Raw genomic sequence first — 17836 nt, 5'->3', positions numbered from 1 at the left:
GCAGCCTCGCACGCCCGCCGGCCGGCCCCGCCACGGGTCGCCGACCGCCGTTCACCTCATCGACACTCCTCACCCCAACGCCCGGCAACCCGGGCCGCCTACACAGGTGCCATGGCCGTTCTGCACGCCGCTGGCGCACCCCTGACGACCAGCGGATACACCCTGCTGATCGCCGACGACCCGAGCGAGGTCGCGGCCGCGCAACGCCTCCGTCACGAGGTGTTCGCCACCGAGCTCGGCGCCACCCTCCGCCCCGACGCCGCCGGGCGCGACGTCGACGAGTTCGACCCGTACTGCGACCACCTGATCGTCCGGCAGGAGAGCACGGGCGAGGTCGTCGGCACGTACCGGCTCCTCCCGCCGGACCGCACCGGCCGCCGGTACGCCGAGACCGAGTTCGACCTCGCGGCGCTCGACCCGCTCCGGGAGCAGTTGGTCGAGGCCGGCCGCTCCTGCGTGCACCCCGACCACCGCTCCGGCGCCGTGATCAACCTGATGTGGGCCGGTATCACCCGCTACCTGCACCTGCGCGGGTCGCGCTGGCTCGGCGGCTGCGCGTCGGTGCCGGTGGCCGACGGGGGTGGGGCCGCCGCCGCGGTGTGGGACGAGGTCCGGGCCCGGCACCTGGCCCCGCCGCCGCTGCGGGTGCGTCCGCGCCGTCCCTGGTTCGCCGAGCCGGGCGCGACGACCGGGCCGGCCGACGGTCCGGCGGGGCGGGCCGTGCTGCCGCCGCTGCTGCGCGGCTACCTGCGCCTCGGCGCCTGGGTCTGCGGGGAACCCGCGTACGACCCGGACTTTGGGGTGGCCGACTTCTACGTGCTCTTCTCCCTGGACCGGATGAACCCCCGCTACCTGCGGCACTTCCTGGGCGGGACCGAGCGGTGAGTGCGACACCTCTCTGGCTGCCCGCGTCGGGCTGCGGGCCGGCCTGCCTCCCGGCCGCTGGCGCGGCACCGGCCGCGCCGGTGACCCGGCGCGCGGCCCGGCTGCTGGCGGTGCTCGGGATGCTGCTGGCGGGCACGGTGCTGGCCGCGCTGCTGCCGGTGCTGCCGGCGAGGGAGCGGGCTGTGGCCGTGCGCGGCTGGGCCCGGGGGGCGCTGCGCGCCCTCGGCGTACGCCTGGTGGTGCGCGGCCGGGCGCCGCGGCGGCCGGCGTTGCTGGTGGCCAACCACGTCTCCTGGCTGGACGTGCTGGCGCTGCTGGCCGTCGCACCGGCCCGGATGGTGGCCAAGCGGGAGGTGCGGTCCTGGCCGCTGGTCGGGCTGCTCGCGACCGCGGCCGGCACCGTCCTGGTCGACCGGGCCCGGCCGCGCGACCTGCCGGCGATGGTGGCCCGGGTCGCCGCCGTGCTGCGCGCCGGCCGCCCGGTGGCGGTCTTCCCGGAGGGTACGACGTGGTGCGGGGCCGCCGACGCGGTCGGCTGCCGCCCCGGCCGGGGGTTCCGCCCGGCCCTGTTCCAGGCGGCGATCGACGCCGGGGCGCCGGTGGTGCCGCTACGGATCGGCTACGCGTGCGCGGCGACCGGCGTGCCGACCACGGCCGCCGCCTTCGTCGGCGACGACAACCTGCTCCGCTCGCTGGGTCGGGTGCTCGCCGCCCGCGACCTGGAGGTCCGGGTGACCGTCTCCGCCGCGCTGCACCCCGCGCGGGACGCCGACCGTCGGCTGCTCGCCCGGACGGCCGAGTCGGCCGTGCACCTCGTGCCGCCGCCGGCCGGGGCGGCGGCCCCGGGCGCGCCGGTCCCCGTGCCGGTGCTGTCCCCGCCGGTGTTGTCCGCGCCGGTCCCTGTGCCGGTGCTGTCCCCGCCGGTGCTGTCCGCGCCCGTCGCCGTGCCGGTGCCGTCCCCGCCGGTCGCCGCGCCGTCGGAACCGGGGCCGCCCGCCGGGCCGGCCGGACCGGAGCGGAGGCTCGACCTGGCCGCCTGACCCCCGACGGCGAGGACCGTCCGCCGTCCGGCGGCATCGCTTGCCATATCGCGATGTATCGCGTTAGTGTCTTGCCATGGTGCGCGCCGGGCCGGCGCGTCACTGGAGGGAGGACCGATGACCGGCTGGACCGTGGACGCCCCGCAGCGGCTCACCCTGGACGGGCCGGTCACCCGGCTGGACGTCCACCTGCTCAGCGGCCGCCTCAACGTGGTGGCCGCCGACGGCCCGGCCCGGGTCGACGTCACCCGGGTCGGTCGCCGGCCGGTCCTGGTCGAGCACCGGGACGGTCGGCTCTCCGTACGCCAGCAGCGGCGCCGGCGGTGGTCGGAGTTCGTCTGGTGGGTGGGGCCGCTGGCCCGGCTGGCCCGGGTCGACGTCTCCGTCGCGGTCCCCGCCGACGTGCTGGCCGACCTCGAACTGGTCGAGGGCTCGCTGGTCGCGTCGGGCCTGCGCGGCCGGACCCGGGTGGAGGTGACGGCGGGGCGGATCACGCTGATGGGGCTGCGCGGCCCGACGTCGGCGAAGACCACGTCGGGCCCGGTCGAGGCGCTCGGCGTGTCCGGCGACCTCGACCTGGAGACGGTCTCGGGCGAGGTGACCGTCGCCGACAGCGCGGCCGGCCAGGTGCGCGCGACCACCGTCACCGGCGCCATCACCTGCGACCTGGACAACCCCCGACGCAGCGACATCCGGCTCAGCACGATCTCCGGCGGCATCACCGTCCGCGTCCGCGAGGACAGCGACCTCGCCGTGCGTCTGCACACCACGTCGGGCCGGATCACCAGCGGCTTCGCCCAGGTGCGGGGCAGCGCCGCCCCCGGGGCGGTGGTCGACAGCGAGGGAGTGCTCGGCGCGGGCGAGGGTAAGCTCTGGGCTTCCGCCACCTCGGGCAGCATCGCGCTGCTCGCCCGCCGGGTGGACGACCAGGAAGAGGAGCTGCCGTGACCGCCGTGTTCAGTCACGGGCGGCTCCGGCTCTACCTGCTCAAGCTCCTCGACGACGGCCCGAAGCACGGCTACGAGCTGATCCGCCTGCTGGAGGAGCGGTTCCTCGGCCACTACGCGCCCAGCGCCGGCACCATCTACCCCCGGCTGCAGCGGATGGAGGCCGACGGGCTCGTCACCCACACCGCCGTCGGCGGCCGCAAGGTCTACGAGATCACCGAGGCCGGCCGGGCCGAGCTGCGCCAGCGGGCCGGCGAGCTGGCCGCCCTGGAGTCGGACATCGCGGCCTCGGTCGAGGACCTGTCCGCGCTGGCCGGGGAGATCCGCGACGAGGTAAGCGGCTCGGTCCGCGACCTGAAGCGGGAGCTGCGCGAGGCGGCGCGGCAGACCCGACGGGCCCACTGGACGCCCCCGGCGCCCGGTCCGGCGCCCGCCCCCGGCCCCGCCCTAGGGCCGGGAACGACGCCGCTCGCCGAGTTCGACCAGCGGCTGGCGGCCTTCGCCGTCGAGGTGGGGGCCCTGGTGCGGGCCCGCAGGCTCACCGATTCGCAGCTGCGTACGGCGATCCGGCTGCTCGACGGCGCGCTGGACGGGCTGCGGCGGCTCCTGCGCTGATCACGACGGTCGGCTCACAGGCTTTTTCCAGGAAGTGCCCAGCGCGGACGCAGCGAGAGCGCGGATGATGGGCGCATGGCCGCTACCCAGACCGAGGCGCGACTGCTCGTCGTCGAGGATGACCCCAACATCCTCGAACTGCTCTCCGCGAGCCTGCGCTTCGCGGGCTTCGACGTGGCCACCGCGACGAGCGGCAGCGCCGCCCTGCACGCCGCCAAGGACCACCGGCCCGACCTGGTCGTGCTCGACGTGATGCTGCCCGACCTGGACGGCTTCGAGGTCATCCGGATGCTCCGCGAGGGCGGCACGCGCACGCCCGTGGTCTTCCTCACCGCGCGCGACGCCACCGACGACAAGATCCGCGGGCTGACCCTGGGCGGGGACGACTACGTCACCAAGCCGTTCAGCCTGGAGGAGCTGACCGCCCGGATCCGGGCGGTGCTGCGGCGGACCAGCACCGGCGAGCAGGCGCCCTCCCGGCTGACCTTCGCCGACCTGGAGCTGGACGAGGAGACCCACGAGGTGCACCGGGCCGGCCAGCGGGTGCAGCTCTCGCCGACGGAGTTCAAGCTGCTGCGCTACCTGATGCTGAACGCCAACCGGGTGCTGTCGAAGGCGCAGATCCTCGACCACGTGTGGAACTACGACTTCCGGGGCGACGACAACATCGTCGAGTCCTACATCTCCTACCTGCGCCGCAAGGTGGACAACACCCAGCCCCGGCTGATCCACACCCTGCGGGGCGTCGGGTACGTGCTACGCAAGCCGGCGGCGTGAACCCGGTCCACCAGGGGAAGGCATGGCTGCGCGGCGTCCCGCTGCGGGTGAAGCTGGTCGCCGCGGTGCTCGCCCTGGTCGCCGCCGCCCTCCTGGTGATCAGCGCACTGACTGCCTTCTTTCTCCGCGATTACCTGGTCGGCCAGGTCGACGCCCAGATCAAGTCGGCCAGCCAGGGGCTCGGGCAGGCGCTTCCCGGGCTGCGCACCGGTCAGGTCCAGGCGATGCTGCCCAGCAGCTACGTCGTCTCGCTCGCCGACGAGGAACGGGTGTACCGGCCGGTCTACGACGACATCAGCCTCGACCCCGAGCAGCTGCCGAACTTTCCCACCGACCTGAGCGGATTCGTCGCGCTCGAGGGCGAGCCTGTCTACGTCTTGTCCCGGGACGGTCACACCCGCTGGCGGGTGGTCTACGCGGGACAGGAGGACGGCTCGGTACTGGCCGTGGGGCAGCCGCTCACCCAGGTGGATCGCGCCGTCAAGCAGCTGATCTGGATTGACCTGCTGGTCGGCGGGTCGGTGCTGATCCTGCTCGCCTCGATCGGCGCGGCGATCGTCCGGACCAGCCTGAAACCGCTGGTGGAGATCGAGCGTACGGCCGCCGCCATCGCCGGCGGTGACCTCACCCGGCGGGTGCCCGACCCGGAGGAGGGGCAACCCGTACCGACCTCGGAGCTGGGCCGGCTCTCCCGGGCGCTGAACGCCATGCTGACGCAGATCGAGGCCGCCTTCACCGCCCGGGCCGCCTCGGAGACCGCCGCCCGGGCCGCCGAGACCACGGCGCGGGACGCGGCTGGCGCGGCGCGGGCGTCCGAGGCGCGGGCCCGGCGCTCGGAGGAGCGGATGCGGCAGTTCGTCGCGGACGCGTCGCACGAGCTGCGGACGCCGCTGACCACCATCCGGGGCTTCGCCGAGCTGTACCGGCAGGGCGCGGCGAGCGCGCCGGAGCAGACCGCCGACCTGCTGCGCCGCATCGAGCAGGAGGCGGCCCGGATGGGGCTGCTGGTGGAGGACCTGCTGCTGCTGGCCCGGCTGGACCGGGAACGGCCGCTCGCCCTCGCCCCGGTGGAGCTGCCCGTGCTGGCCAGCGACGCGGTCGAGGCCGCCCGGGTGGTAACGCCGGAGCGCCGGGTGGAGCTGGAGATCGAGCCCGGGTCCGGCCCGCTGGTGGTCTACGGCGACGACGCCCGGCTCCGTCAGGTGATCGGCAACCTGATGACCAACGCCCTCACGCACACCCCGCCGGACGCCTCGGTGACCCTGCGGCTGCGGGCCGAGCCGGGCAACCTGGCCGTGGTGGAGGTGGCGGACACCGGCCCCGGGCTCACCCCGGACCAGGCGGAGCGGGTCTTCGAGCGCTTCTACCGGGTGGACGCGGCACGTACCCGGCGGGCCGGCGGCAACACCGGCACCGGGCTCGGCCTGGCCATCGTGGCGGCGCTGGTGCGCGCGCACCACGGCACCGTCGAGGTGGCCGAAACCCCGGGCGGGGGCGCGACCTTCCGGGTCCGGCTGCCGCTCGTGCCCGACATCGAGGGTGATGGCGAGTGACTTTCAGCCAACATTCAGGCCGGTTCCAGGCTGGTCGCAGTGGCCCGAGCGAAGGTGGATCCATGACCGAGTACGAGTCCGACCCGCAGCGCCGGCCGGCCGCCACCGACGCCGAGCCGTCGCACCCCACCGCCGAGCTGCCGCGCGTCGAGCGCGCGCAGTCCGACTCCCGCCCCGACCCCGCCCCGGCCGCCCTCGGGGACACCGCCGCCCCGGCGTCGGCCGCATCCGCCGCCCCGGCGTCGGCCGCACCCGAAGCGACGGGCGGCGACGCCTTCCGTACCGCCGAGCCGGACCGGACCACCGACGCCCCGGTCGCGGGCGACGTCGCAGCGCGCGCCCCGGAGCCGGCCCGCGCCCCCGAGGGCGTCACCGCCCCGGACGCGGTCCGTGGCCCCGGCGTCCCGGCCGGGCAGCCCACCCCGGCGGGACCGTTCCCACCCGCCACGGCCGCCCCGCCCTACCCCGTGTCCGGTCAGGCGCCGGGCGGCCACCCGCACGCGGCCGGGCAGCCCGGCCAGCCGCAGGGCACGCCGTACCCGGGCGCGCCGTGGTACGGCCAGCAGTCCGGCTGGAGCGGGGGACAGCCGGGACAACTGGGTGCGGGCTACGGCCAGCACCCGCACCACCCGGGCCAGCCGGTGCCGCCCTGGGCCCCCGTGCCGGCGGTCGGCCCCCGGCCGGGCCGGATCGCCAAGCTCGCCGGCGCCGGCGTCGCGGTCTTCGCCCTGATGCTCGGCTCGGGCGTCGCCGGCGGGGCGCTCGCGCTCGCCGTGGACGGCGACTCCGGGATCACCCGCACCTACTCCGCCGCGCCGGTGATCAACAGCGCCGACCTGCCCCGGATCGCCGCCGCCGTGCAGCCCAGCGTCGTCTCCATCGCCACCGACAGCGGCGAGGGCTCCGGCGTGATCCTCACCGCCGACGGCTACGTGCTCACCAACAACCACGTCGTCGCCTCCGCCGGCCAGGACAGCGTCCGGGTGGTCTTCGCCGACGGCAAGACCGTCCAGGCCCGGATCGTCGGCACCGACCCGAAGACCGACCTGGCGGTGGTGAAGGCCGCCGGCGTCAGCGACCTGAAGCCGGCCACGTTCGGCGACAGCGACGCGATGCAGGTCGGCGACCAGGTGCTCGCCCTCGGCAGCCCGCTGGGCCTCCAGGGCTCGGTCACCGCCGGCATCCTCAGCGCCCGCGACCGCACCATCCAGGCCGGCAGCGGCCAGCAGCGGCAGGAGCCGGGCCAGGGCGCCAGCTCGATCGCCGGGCTGCTCCAGACCGACGCGCCGATCAACCCGGGCAACTCCGGTGGCGCGCTGGTCAACACCCGGGGCGAGGTGATCGGCATCAACACCGCGATCGCCACCGCCGGTCAGGGCAGCACCGGCAACATCGGCGTCGGCTTCGCGATCCCCAGCAACAAGGCCGAGGACGTGGCCGGCAAGCTCCAGCGGGGCGAGAAGGTCAGCCACCCGTCGCTCGGGGTCAGCGTGACGGCCGCCGAGGGCGGCGGGGCGCTGGTCGCCGCCGTCACCTCCGGCAGCGCCGCCGAGAAGGCCGGGCTCCAGCGCGGCGACGTGATCACCCGGTTCGGCGACACGGTGGTCAACGACTCGGACGACCTGGTCGGCGCCGTGCAGGCCGGCAAGGTCGGCGACCGGGTAGCGGTGACCTACAAGCGCAACGGCGCCGAATCCACCGCAACCGTGACGCTCGCCGAGACGTCGTAACCCGTAACCGAGACTTTCCTCCTCCCTCCGGCGGCGGGTGGCGGGGCCAAGGGGGTTGGCTCCGTCACCCGCCGCTTCCTCTGACGGCGGTTCGCCCGGTGCGGGTGAGCCGCCGTCACCCGTCGGGCCGGCATCGTCGGTGGCAGACCGGCGATGGCGTACGGAGGGATGCGATGACCACGGCAGCGGCCGTCCGGACCGACGATCGGATCCAACGGGACGTGCTCGACGAGCTGGCCTGGGACGCCCAGGTGCAGCCGAACGACATCGGGGTGACCGTCGCCGACGGCGTGGTCACGCTGACCGGTTGGGTGGACGGCTCTGCCCGCAAGTGGGCGGCGCAACGCTGCGCGCAGCGCGTACGCGGGGTGCGGGCGGTCGCCGACGACATCGAGGTGCGCCTGCCCGGCGAGGCGGGGCGTACGGACGCCGAGATCGCGATCGCGGTGAGCCGGGCGCTGGAGTGGGACAGCTTCGTCCCCGCCGAGCTGCTGGACGTCACGGTTGCCAACGGGTGGGTGATGCTGCGCGGCGAGGTGGAGTTCGGCTGGCAGCGGCGTACCGCCGAACGGGAGGTGCGCCGGCTGCGCGGCGTGCGCGGGGTGACGAACCTGGTCGAGGTGCGCCCCGCCGCCCGTCCGGACGCCGAGCGGATCCGGCGCGACCTGCAGCGGGCGCTGCTGCGGGGGATCGGCACCGAACGGGTGACCGTCGAGCTGGACGGGGACACGGTGATCCTCGGTGGCGTGGTCCGTTCCTGGTGGGAACGGGACGAGGCGGAGCGGCTGGCCTGGTCCGCCGCGGGAGTGCGGGCGGTGCGGGACCGCCTCCTCGTGGGCGGGTGAACGCCCGGCTTGTCCGGTTTAGCCGTGCCGTCACCGGGAAACCGCCCTCGATCCCGCCGTGTGGGGTGACCGGCCGGAGCGCATCCGGCGCCGGCTGCCCACCCGCACCACCGACCGACGGGGAGGACTCGTGGCCGTGAACCACCTGCCGACCGACCGGGCGGCGGAACGGCCGTTGCGGATCGCGATGGTGGTGCCGCCGTGGCTGTCGATGCCCCCGCCCGGCTACGGCGGGCTGGAACAGGTGGTGACCGGCCTGGTGGAGGCGTTGAGCGAGCGGGGACACGCGGTGACCGTGTTCGGGGCGGGTCAGGAGCACGGCACCCCCGCCGACTTCGTCTCCACCGTGCCGGAGCTGCAGTACGAGCGGCTCGGCGAGGCGCTGCCCGAGCTGGCCCACCTGGCCCGGGTCAACCACCTCGTCGACGCGGCCGACTTCGACGTCGTCCACGACCACACCACGATCGGCCCGCTGGTCGCCGGCCGCCGGGCGGTTCCCACCGTGGCCACCGTGCACGGCAACCCCGTGGGCGAGTACGGCGCCGTGCTCAGCGACACCGACCCGGGCGTCGGGCTGGTCGCCATCTCCCACGCCCAGCGCCGGCTCAACCCGCGACTGCCCTGGGTCGGCACGGTGCACAACGCGATGGACGTCCAGGGCATCCCGCACAAGACCGCGCCCAGTCACGGCCCGGTGCTCTGGCTGGCCCGGTTCAGCCCCGACAAGGGCCCGGACGTCGCCATCCGGGCGTGCCGGGTGGCCGGCCTGCCGCTGGTGCTCGCCGGCAAGTGCAACGAGCCGCCCGAACGCCGCTACTTCGAGGAGGCGGTCCGGCCCGTGCTCGGCGAGGACGTCCACGTGGTGCTCGACGCCGACCGGGCGGAGGCGCTGCGGCTGCTGGTCGAGGCCCGGTGCCTGATCATGCCGATCCAGTGGGAGGAGCCGTTCGGCATGGTGATGGTGGAGGCCATGGCGACGGGCACCCCGGTGGTGGCCCTGAACCGGGGGGCCGTGCCGGAACTCGTCCGGCCCGGGGTGACGGGCCTGATCTGCGAGGGCGTGGACGACCTGCCCAGCGCGCTGCGTGCCGTGCCCGGCCTCGACCCGGCGGACTGCGTCGCGCACGTGGCGCAGAACTTCTCCACCGCCCAGATGGCCGCCGGCTACGAGCAGGTGTACCGCCGCTTCATCGCCGACGCGGCCCGGTCCGCCGGGGTCCGGGAGCCGGCCCGGGTGGCCGGGCGTTGACCGTGGCCGGCCGTACCTGACCGGCCCGCTCCGGCGGCCCGCTCAGCCCGCGCCGTCCGGCGCACCGAGGCCCGGCCGGCACCGGCACCGGACGGCCGCTTTCCGGCCCGTGCCAGGATGAGGCCATGGCGCGGGGACCGGTGGCGTTCGTGCTCGGGGGCGGGGGAGTCCTCGGCGCGGTCGAGGTGGGCATGCTGCGGGCCCTGTTCCGGGCCGGGATCCGGCCCGACATGGTGCTCGGCACCTCGATCGGGGCGGTCAACGGCGCCCTGGTCGCCGCCGAACCGTCCGAGGCGGTCACCGACCGGCTGGTCCGGCTCTGGGCCTCGCCGGAGGCGAGCGAGGTGTACGGCGACTCGGTGGCCCGGCAACTGCGCCGGTTCGCCGCCCGGACCCACCTGCACTCGCCCCGCCCGCTGCGCAAGCTGCTGGAGAGCGAGCTGGGCGCGGAGACCACCTTCGCCGATCTCCGGGTGCCGTTCCGCTGTTGCGCCGCGAACATCGAGCGGGCCGCCGAGCACTGGTTCGACAGCGGTCCGCTGGTGCCGGCCGTGCTGGCCTCCGCCTCGGTGCCGGGGCTGCTGCCGCCCGCCCGGATCGACGACCAGCACTACGTCGACGGCGGGATCGTCAACTCCATCCCGATCGGCGAGGCCGTCGCCGCCGGCGCCGGGCGGATCTTCGTACTCCAGGTCGGGCGGATCGAGCGGGAGCTGAGCCCGCCCCGGCGGCCCTGGGAGATCGCCCAGGTCGCGTTCGAGATCGCCCGGCGGCACCGGTTCGCCCGGGAGATGGCGGCCCTGCCCGACGGGGTGGAGGTGCACGTGCTGCCCACCGGCGGGCTGAACCCGCGCGACGACACGCCGTGGGCGTACCGGGACATGGCGGCGGTGGGGCGGCGGATCAGCCGGGCCTACACGGCCTCGCGGCACTACCTGGCCACCCAGGTGGAGCGCTGATGCCTCTGCCGCCGCGGTGGGTACGCCGGGTGCTCCTGGCCCCCGGCGTGGTGCTGCTCGCCTTCCTGGTGGTGACCACCCTGCCGGTCTGGGCGCTGCTCGCGGCGGCCGCCTCGCCGCTGGTCCCGGGCCGGCTCCGGCCGCTGCGACTGCTCTGGATCGGCTGCGTCTACCTGGTCTGGGACGCGGCGGCGCTGCTCGCGCTCTTCGGGCTCTGGGTCGCCTCCGGCTTCGGCTGGCGGGCCCGCTCGCCGGCCTTCCAGCGGGCGCACTACGTGCTCGCCGGCTGGTTCCTGCGGGTGCTCTTCTGGCAGGCCCGCTGGACGCTGCACCTGAGCATCGACGTGGTGGGCACCGATCCCGACACGGCCCTGCCCGGCCGGCCTGAACTGGTGCTCTGCCGGCATGCCGGCCCCGGCGACTCGTTCATCCTGATCCACGCCCTGGTGAACTGGTTCAACCGGGAGCCGCGGATCGTGCTCAAGGACAGCCTCCAGTGGGATCCGGCGATCGACGTGCTGCTCAACCGGCTGCCCAACCGCTTCCTCGCGCCCGGTCCAGATGGGCGGGGCTCGGTGACCGAGCAGATCGGGCACCTGGCCGAGGGCCTGGACGACGACGACGCCTTCGTGATCTTCCCGGAGGGCGGCAACTTCACCCCGCGCCGCCGGCTGCGGGCCATCGCGCGGCTGCGCGCGCTGGGCCTGGAGCGCATGGCGCTGCGCGCGGAACGGATGCGGCACGTGCTCGCCCCGCAGCCCGGCGGGCTGCTCGCGGCCCTGGACGCCGCCCCCGACGCCGGGGTGATCTTCGTGGCGCACACCGGCCTGGACCGGATGCTCACCGTGACCGACGTGTGGCGGGAACTGCCGATGGACAAGCGGATCGTCATGCGCTTCTGGTCGGTGCCGCCCGAGGAGGTGCCGACCGGCCGGCAGGAGCGGATCGACTGGCTCTTCGACTGGTGGGCGCGGATCGACGAGTGGATCGCGGCCAATCGGGACGGCGCCGCGTAGGGTGCGCTGGTGGACCAGATCTGCGTGGTGACGACGGTGGTGGACGCGCGGTCGGTCGCCGACGTGCTGGCGGCCGCGGCCGTCGCCGGGCGGCTGGCGGCCTGCGCGCAGGTGGGCGGCCAGGTGGACAGCACCTACTGGTGGCGTTCCGGGGTGGAGACCAGCACCGAGTGGTCGGTGCAGTTCAAGACCGCGCCGGACCGGGCCGCCGCGCTGGTGGAGCAGATTCGCGCCAGCCATCCGTACGAGGTGCCGGAGATCCTGGTGACCCGGGTGGACAGCGGCGACCCCGCGTACGCCGCCTGGGTGCACGAGCACACCCGGCCCTGAGTACGCGCACTCTGGGGCGGTGACGGGAGCCGGCCGACAATGGCCGGGTGCAGAACACCGGTTACCCCTGTCCCGCCTGCGGCGCACCGGCCTCCCTCGGCTCCGGCTGCTCCGGTTGCGGGCGACCGCCGTACCCGGCCGCCGCCGAGGTGATCCGGCTCGACCGGGAGATCGTCGCGCTCGGCGGCGAGGTCGAGCGGGCCCGCGCGGCGTACCAGGGGCTCGTCGACCGGCTGGCGGCGAGCCGGCGGCGCCGGGCGGAGCTGGCCGCCGCGATCCGGGCGGAGTTCCCGGGCCCCGCCGCGCGTCCGGCTCCCGCCGCCGTCCCGGCGTTCGCGCCGGCCCGCCCGGCGCCGGCGTGGCCCGCCGGGGGGCCGGTCGCGCCCGTTCCCGCGCCGGCCGCCGTCGGCGGGGCGGAGACCTCGACCCGGACGGTCCAGAGCCTGCTCTTCGTCCTCGGCGGACTGCTGCTGGGCACCGCGGCGGTGGTCTTCACGGCGGTCGCCTGGGCGGCGGTCGGGGTCGCCGGCCGGGCCCTGATCCTGGCCGCGTTCACCGCGCTCGCCCTGGCCGCGCCGCTGGTGGCGGTGCGGCGGGGGCTGCGCGGCACGGCGGAGACCTTCGCCGCGGTGGGGCTGCTGCTGGTGCTCCTCGACGGGTATGCCGCCTGGACGGTGGACCTGTTCGGGGTGGCCGGCTGGCCCGGCACCCGCTACGCCGCGCTGGTCGGGGGGGCCGGCGCGGCGGTCGCGGCCGGCTACGCCCGGCTCAGCGGGCTGACCGTGCCGTGGTTCGCGGCCCTGGTGACCGCGCATCCGGTGCTGCCCCTGCTCGCCGTCGCGGCCCGGCCGGACGCCGCCGGCTGGGCGGTGGTCTTCGTCGGGGTGGCGCTGCTCGACCTGGCGGTGCTGGTCGCGCTGCGTCCTCGGGGCGGCCCGGCGGGCGGCGCCGCGACCCCGGCCGACGGGTCACCGACGGTCGCGGCACCCGGGCCCGGGGCGCCCACGCCGGCGGTGCCGGGGCCGGCGGTCGCGCCGCCCGGTCCGGCCGTCGCGCCACCCGGTGCGGGGGGCGGATCGGGGGAGCGTCCGGTGGTCATCGCCGGGCGCGTCGTCGCCTGGATCGGGTACGCCGGCGCGCTGGCCGTGGCCGCGAGCTGCGCGCTGGTGCCGCTGGCCCTCGGCCGGGCCGCCGGCACCCCGCTGCTGGCCGGGGGCCCGCTGCTGCTGGTGGCGCTGACGTTGCTCGGCGCGGCGGTGTTCACCGGCGGTCGGGTGTTCCGCGCCGTCGCCGCCGGGCTGCTGGTGCCGGTGCTGGCCGGGGCGGTCGTCCGCCCCGTCGCGGAGCTGGGGACGGCACCGGTGCTCACGGCGCTGGTCGTGGTGGCGCTGGCCGGCGCGGTGCGGCTGCTGCCCGCCGGCTGGCGGACCGGTCCCCGGGTCGGCGCGCTGCTGGTGGCCGGCGGGACCGCCCAGCTCGCCGTGCTGGGAGCCGTGGTGCTCGCCGGCGGTGCGGTCGGTCGGTCGCTGCCGCCGTGGCACGGCGCCGCCGCCGGGCCGGACATCGCCCGGGGCTGGCAGTTGCCGGTGGTGATCGCGCTGACCCTGGCGGCCCTGGGGCTGCTGCTGCCCCGGGCCGCCCGGCCGGCGCTGGCCGCGTTCGGCGTGGCGGCCACCGTGCTCGCCGTGCCCGCCGGCTGGCCGTCGCCGTGGCCCGCCGTGGTGGCCCTGGACCTGGCGGCGGGGGTGGGCCTGCTGGCCGTCGGGGTGGGGCGGCCCGGCACCCGGTCCTGGACGGCGGTGACGGCGGCGGCGTCCGGAGCCCTCCTGCTCGGGCACGGGCTGCTGGTGGGGCTCGCTGCCCCCGGCGGGGCGGGGGCGGCGCTCGCGGTGGTCCTGGCCGCCGGGCTCGCCGTGGCCGCCGCCGGGCGGCGCGGCACGGCCGTCCAGCGCGGGATCGCCGGGGTGTCCCTGGCCGTCGCGTCGCCCGCGGTGCCGGCCGTCGCGGCCGTCGCCCTGATCGCGGCCGGAGCGCCGGCCTGGTGGCAGGCGCGGGCGGCGCTGGCCGCCGTCGCGGTGCTGCCGGTCGGGCTGCTCGCGGTCCGCCGGCACTGGCCCGACCTGCGGACGTACGCCTCCGTCGGGCTCGCCGTGGCGGTCGCGCTGGTCGGGTTGGCGCCGGTGGTCGTACCGGCCGACGAATCGGTGGCGCTCTACGCCGCCGTGGCGGTCCTGCTGGCGACGCTGAGCGGTGCGGCGCGCTCCGACACCGTCCTGCGGGTGGCCGGCGTCGGGCTGCTGGTGATCTCCCTCGCCGCCGCCGCGCCAGCGGCGTTGACGGTGCTCCTCGCCCCGTACGGCGGGGTGTCGCCCTGGTCCGGGGCGCCCGCGGTCGAGCCCGTCCCGGGTGCGTTCCCGGCCGGCGTGGCGCTGGCCGCGCTGGCGGTGGCCGCGCTGCTGGCGGCGCGGCCCGACCGAGCTGTCCCGGGCGCGGTCGGGCCCGGTGCCGGCAGGTCCGGCGCCGCCGGGGGCGGTGCCGGCAGGTTCGGCGCCGCCGGGGCCGGTGCCGGTACGCCGGGTGCGTTCGGGTCCGGTGCCGGCATGCCAGGCGCCGGCGGAGCGTCGGCGCGCGGCGGGTGGTGGCCGGCCGCGCTCGTCGCGCTGCCGTTCGCGGCGACCGCCCTGCCGGTGCTGCTGGTCGCCGTCGGCGCGCCGTGGCCGGTGGCGCCGGCCGCCACGCTGGCCGTCGGGGTGGTCGCGGTGCTGGTCGCCGCGCTGGCCGCGCCGCGCCCGCTGCTCGCCCCGGTCGGGGCGCCGGTCGGGTTGGCGTTGACCGCCTCCGGGCTGCTCGGGCTGTTGGCCACCAGGGCGGGCACGCTCGCCGGCCTGGGCGTGCTGGTGGTGGCGGCGGCCGTGGTCGGTGTGGCCGCCCGCCGGGACGACGTCCGGCTCGTTGGTCGCCTGGTCGCGGTCGCCGCCGCGACCGGCCTCGCGGTCACCGCGCCGCTGGCCGGCGGGCTGCCGCTGCGGACGGCCGCGTTCAGCGTGCTCGCCGTCGCGGTGCTCACGCTGGCCGCCGCCGCGCTGCTCGGCGGCCAGCGGGCGCCGGTCGGGGCCGCCCCGGCCCGCCAAGCGTCCACCCCGGCGGCGGTGCTGGACGCGGCCGCCCAGGCGGTGGCGCTGGTCGCGCTGCTGCTCGCGGTCGGGGCGCTCCGGCACGCGGCGGCGGTCTGCGTGCTGTGGGGCGCCGCCGTCGCGCTGCGGGTGCTGCGCCCGGGCGAGCCGGCGGGCCGCCGCTGGGCGTTCGCGGGCATCGCCGGCGGCAGCGAGCTGCTCGGCGGCTGGCTGCTGCTGGCCGCCGGGGGAGTGGCGGTCCTGGAGGCGTACACGGTGCCGGCGGCGGCGCTGGCCCTCGGGGCGGGCGTGGCGGCGCTGCGCACCCGGCCTGGGCTGACCAGTTGGCTGGCGCTCGGCCCGGGGCTCGCGGCCGCGCTGCTGCCGAGCCTGGTGTCGGTGCTGGTGGCGCCGGATCCCCAGCCGTGGCGGCGGCTGCTGCTGGGGGCCGCCGCGCTCGGCACGGTGCTCGCCGGGGCGACCCGTCGCTGGCAGGCGCCGGTGCTGCTCGGCGGGGTGACCCTGGCGCTGCTCGCGCTGCACGAGTTGGTCCGCGGGTGGGACCTGCTGCCCCGGTGGATCTTCCTGGCCGTCGGCGGGTTCGCGCTGATCGGTCTCGCCGCCACGTACGAGCGCCGGCGACGGGACCTGGCCCGGCTCCGGGCCGCCGTCGGCCGGATGGGCTGACCGCCGGGGTCCGCGCCCGCCGGCCGGGGTAGGGCAGGCCCTACCCCCGGCCGGGGGGTGGACAGGGTTACTCAGCGCAACCGTTCTCGGGAGACTGGACGGCAGGGGCGCGCCGGCCGGCGCGGTATCCGGGATCGAGGAACGGGAGCCGCAATGGTGCTCGCAGCGGTGGCGGACCCGCCGGTACGGCGGGGCAGTGACTACTCGCAGTTGTCCCGACGGATCAGCGGGGCGGGGCTGCTGGAGCGGCGCCCGGGCCGGTACGTGACGCGGATCGTGCTCACCCTGGGCGTCTTCGCGGCGGGCTGGGCCGCGGTCGGGCTGGTCGGGGACTCGTGGGCGCAGCTCCTGGTCGCCGTGTTCCTGGCCGTCGCCACCACGCAGGTCGCGTTCCTCGGCCATGACGCCGGCCACCGGCAGATGTTCCGCCGGCGCGGGCCGAGCGAGGCGGTGGGCCTGCTCACCGGCAACCTGGCGGTGGGGCTCAGCTACGGCTGGTGGGTCGACAAGCACAACCGGCACCACGCCAACCCGAACCACGAGGACGAGGACCCGGACGTCGGGGCGGGCGCGCTGGTCTGGACGTACGAGCAGGCCGCCGCGACGCGCGGCGTCAACCGCTGGCTCGCCCGTCGGCAGGCGTGGCTGTTCTTCCCGATGCTGCTGCTGGAGGGGCTCGCCCTGCACGTGGCGAGCGTGCAGGCGGTCGTCGGGCGGGAGCCGGACGGCGGGTTCCGAACCCCGATGCGGCACCGGCGGGTGGAGGCGTTGCTGCTGGGCCTGCACGCGGTGGGCTACCTCGGCGGGCTGCTGCTGGCGATGTCCCCGGGCAAGGCGCTGCTGTTCGTCGCCGTCCACCAGGGGCTCTGGGGCCTCTACATGGGCTGCTCGTTCGCCCCCAACCACAAGGGGATGCCGATGCCGACCGCCGACGACGAGCTCGACTTCCTGCGCAAGCAGGTGCTGACCTCCCGCAACGTCCGGGGTGGCCGGTTCGTCGACGTCGCGCTCGGCGGGCTCAACTACCAGATCGAGCACCACCTGTTCCCGAACATGCCGCGGGCGAACCTGCGCCGGGCCCAGCCGATCGTGCGCGCGTACTGCGTCGAGCGGGGCATCCCGTACGCCGAGACGGGGCTGGTGGAGTCGTACCGCCAGGCGCTCGCGCACCTGCACGAGGTGGGCCGGCCGCTGCGCGGCTGAGACGCGCGGCGGGGGCGGCGCCGTCCGGCGCCGCCCCCGCCTCCGTGCGGTCGGGCTCAGGAGCCCATGGACTCGATCAGCTCCTGCGGGGCCTCCTGCGTCTCGCTCGCGGCGGGCTTCTTCACGGTGACCGGGGCGCCGAAGTCCGAGTAGGTGGTGGTCATCATGCCCAGCGACTCGTGCAGCACGCTGGTGTCGATGGCGAACTCGACGAGCCGGCCCTGGTCGTCCACCTTGGCGGTGAACGGGACGGCCTTGGCCTTCTCGCCGAGGGCCTTGATGGACGGGTCGTCGGCCTTCGTGCGGGTGTAGTCGAGGGTGCCGGCGTAGCTGCCGGTGCCGGTCTTCTCGACGTCCACCACGCTCTCGATCATCTGCTTCGCGCCGCCCGGGTCGCCCTCGGGCATCAGGTTGAACTGGCCGCTCTTACCGAGCTTGGTGGTGTCCATGTGCAGCCACTTCTTCGGCATCCCCTGCATACCGGTGATCTTCAGGTAGGCGTCGTCGCCGAGCAGCAGGATCCGGAAGGTGCCCTCCGCGCCCAGCTTCATCGTCATGTCGCCGGTCTTGGTGGCCGGGTCCATCACGCCGCTGCCGTTGACGACCGCCGACTTCAGTACCATCCGGACGCTCTGCTGGTTGAGCTTCTGCGCGGCGGCGGTCAGCTCGGCGCGGGCGTCCGCCGGGGCCGAGCTGGCGGGTGCCGCGCCGGTGCCGTTGCCGGCCGGAGCGTCCGCGTCCGTCTTCGTGCCGCACCCGGTGAGACCGAGGCTGAGCGCGGCGACGATAGCGACCCCCGTGGTCGCCAGCCGTCGAGTGTTCATGCTGAGAATCTCCTCTGGCAGGGTGGGCCGGGGGCGACGCCGGTCGCGGCCCGGCCGGGCCGC

15 protein-coding genes are annotated in these 17836 nt (G+C 76.4%); 14 read left to right on the top strand and 1 reads right to left on the bottom strand.

What is annotated here, in order from left to right; all coding sequences use genetic code 11:
- The first annotated feature begins 111 nt into the window (after nt 1-111).
- From ACZ6Q9_RS04890 to ACZ6Q9_RS04825, 14 genes are all read left to right on the top strand, one after another.
- A complete protein-coding gene (locus ACZ6Q9_RS04890) occupies nt 112-885 on the top strand; it encodes a GNAT family N-acetyltransferase (protein ID WP_396827831.1) in 774 nt (257 codons plus the stop codon).
- Nucleotides 882-1925 (top strand): lysophospholipid acyltransferase family protein, encoded by a 1044-nt coding sequence (locus ACZ6Q9_RS04885; protein WP_396827829.1) that lies wholly within the window; start codon nt 882-884, stop codon nt 1923-1925. The genes ACZ6Q9_RS04890 and ACZ6Q9_RS04885 overlap by 4 nt, the downstream gene beginning before the upstream one ends.
- A 117-nt stretch (nt 1926-2042) precedes the next feature.
- Nucleotides 2043-2873: a DUF4097 family beta strand repeat-containing protein gene (locus ACZ6Q9_RS04880; protein ID WP_393450862.1), complete on the top strand. Its 831-nt coding sequence runs from the start codon at nt 2043-2045 to the stop codon at nt 2871-2873.
- Nucleotides 2870-3487: a PadR family transcriptional regulator gene (locus ACZ6Q9_RS04875; RefSeq protein WP_396827827.1), complete on the top strand. Its 618-nt coding sequence runs from the start codon at nt 2870-2872 to the stop codon at nt 3485-3487. Before ACZ6Q9_RS04880 ends, ACZ6Q9_RS04875 begins: the two co-directional genes overlap by 4 nt.
- A 75-nt stretch (nt 3488-3562) precedes the next feature.
- A complete protein-coding gene (locus tag ACZ6Q9_RS04870; protein ID WP_091103329.1) occupies nt 3563-4264 on the top strand; it encodes a response regulator transcription factor in 702 nt (233 codons plus the stop codon).
- Nucleotides 4261-5817: an ATP-binding protein gene (locus ACZ6Q9_RS04865; RefSeq protein ID WP_393450868.1), complete on the top strand. Its 1557-nt coding sequence runs from the start codon at nt 4261-4263 to the stop codon at nt 5815-5817. Before ACZ6Q9_RS04870 ends, ACZ6Q9_RS04865 begins: the two co-directional genes overlap by 4 nt.
- Nucleotides 5818-5879: 62 nt before the next feature.
- Nucleotides 5880-7547, top strand: a complete 1668-nt coding sequence (locus ACZ6Q9_RS04860; protein WP_393450871.1) for a S1C family serine protease — start codon at nt 5880-5882, stop codon at nt 7545-7547.
- Nucleotides 7548-7720: 173 nt separating this feature from the next.
- Nucleotides 7721-8392: a BON domain-containing protein gene (locus tag ACZ6Q9_RS04855; protein ID WP_393261166.1), complete on the top strand. Its 672-nt coding sequence runs from the start codon at nt 7721-7723 to the stop codon at nt 8390-8392.
- A gap of 187 nt (nt 8393-8579) precedes the next feature.
- Nucleotides 8580-9641 (top strand): glycosyltransferase family 4 protein, encoded by a 1062-nt coding sequence (locus ACZ6Q9_RS04850; protein ID WP_393261675.1) that lies wholly within the window; start codon nt 8580-8582, stop codon nt 9639-9641.
- Between the two features lie 125 nt (nt 9642-9766).
- Nucleotides 9767-10600 (top strand): patatin-like phospholipase family protein, encoded by an 834-nt coding sequence (locus ACZ6Q9_RS04845; protein ID WP_393261163.1) that lies wholly within the window; start codon nt 9767-9769, stop codon nt 10598-10600.
- Nucleotides 10600-11616: a 1-acyl-sn-glycerol-3-phosphate acyltransferase gene (locus ACZ6Q9_RS04840; RefSeq protein ID WP_393261161.1), complete on the top strand. Its 1017-nt coding sequence runs from the start codon at nt 10600-10602 to the stop codon at nt 11614-11616. The genes ACZ6Q9_RS04845 and ACZ6Q9_RS04840 overlap by 1 nt, the downstream gene beginning before the upstream one ends.
- 9 nt (nt 11617-11625) lie before the next feature.
- Nucleotides 11626-11946 carry a divalent-cation tolerance protein CutA gene (cutA, locus tag ACZ6Q9_RS04835; protein ID WP_350703705.1) on the top strand — a complete coding sequence of 107 codons (321 nt, stop codon included), beginning with the start codon at nt 11626-11628 and terminating at the stop codon, nt 11944-11946.
- 47 nt (nt 11947-11993) lie between these two features.
- On the top strand, nt 11994-15746 hold the full coding sequence (locus ACZ6Q9_RS04830) for an SCO7613 C-terminal domain-containing membrane protein (protein ID WP_393450874.1): 3753 nt from the start codon (nt 11994-11996) through the stop codon (nt 15744-15746).
- A gap of 153 nt (nt 15747-15899) precedes the next feature.
- Nucleotides 15900-16949 carry a fatty acid desaturase family protein gene (locus ACZ6Q9_RS04825; RefSeq protein WP_393261156.1) on the top strand — a complete coding sequence of 350 codons (1050 nt, stop codon included), beginning with the start codon at nt 15900-15902 and terminating at the stop codon, nt 16947-16949.
- 56 nt (nt 16950-17005) lie between these two features.
- Here the strand turns inward: ACZ6Q9_RS04825 and ACZ6Q9_RS04820 are convergent, their stop codons facing one another.
- Nucleotides 17006-17773: a hypothetical protein gene (locus tag ACZ6Q9_RS04820; protein ID WP_393261154.1), complete on the bottom strand. Its 768-nt coding sequence runs from the start codon at nt 17771-17773 to the stop codon at nt 17006-17008.
- Nucleotides 17774-17836: the final 63 nt, after the last annotated feature.

The organism is Micromonospora sp. NPDC049139, assembly GCF_055586845.1.
This window is presented reverse-complemented; position numbering and strand designations above follow the sequence as displayed.

Bases quoted from the DNA above. Each gene is read 5' to 3' on its own strand.
- ACZ6Q9_RS04890 (WP_396827831.1), top strand. From the start codon at position 112: ATGGCCGTTCTGCACGCCGCTGGCGCACCCCTGACGACCAGCGGATAC.
- ACZ6Q9_RS04880 (WP_393450862.1), top strand. From the start codon at position 2,043: ATGACCGGCTGGACCGTGGACGCCCCGCAGCGGCTCACCCTGGACGGG.
- ACZ6Q9_RS04870 (WP_091103329.1), top strand. From the start codon at position 3,563: ATGGCCGCTACCCAGACCGAGGCGCGACTGCTCGTCGTCGAGGATGAC.
- ACZ6Q9_RS04860 (WP_393450871.1), top strand. From the start codon at position 5,880: ATGACCGAGTACGAGTCCGACCCGCAGCGCCGGCCGGCCGCCACCGAC.
- ACZ6Q9_RS04855 (WP_393261166.1), top strand. From the start codon at position 7,721: ATGACCACGGCAGCGGCCGTCCGGACCGACGATCGGATCCAACGGGAC.
- ACZ6Q9_RS04850 (WP_393261675.1), top strand. From the start codon at position 8,580: ATGGTGGTGCCGCCGTGGCTGTCGATGCCCCCGCCCGGCTACGGCGGG.
- ACZ6Q9_RS04845 (WP_393261163.1), top strand. From the start codon at position 9,767: ATGGCGCGGGGACCGGTGGCGTTCGTGCTCGGGGGCGGGGGAGTCCTC.
- ACZ6Q9_RS04840 (WP_393261161.1), top strand. From the start codon at position 10,600: ATGCCTCTGCCGCCGCGGTGGGTACGCCGGGTGCTCCTGGCCCCCGGC.
- ACZ6Q9_RS04825 (WP_393261156.1), top strand. From the start codon at position 15,900: ATGGTGCTCGCAGCGGTGGCGGACCCGCCGGTACGGCGGGGCAGTGAC.
- ACZ6Q9_RS04820 (WP_393261154.1), bottom strand. From the start codon at position 17,773: ATGAACACTCGACGGCTGGCGACCACGGGGGTCGCTATCGTCGCCGCG.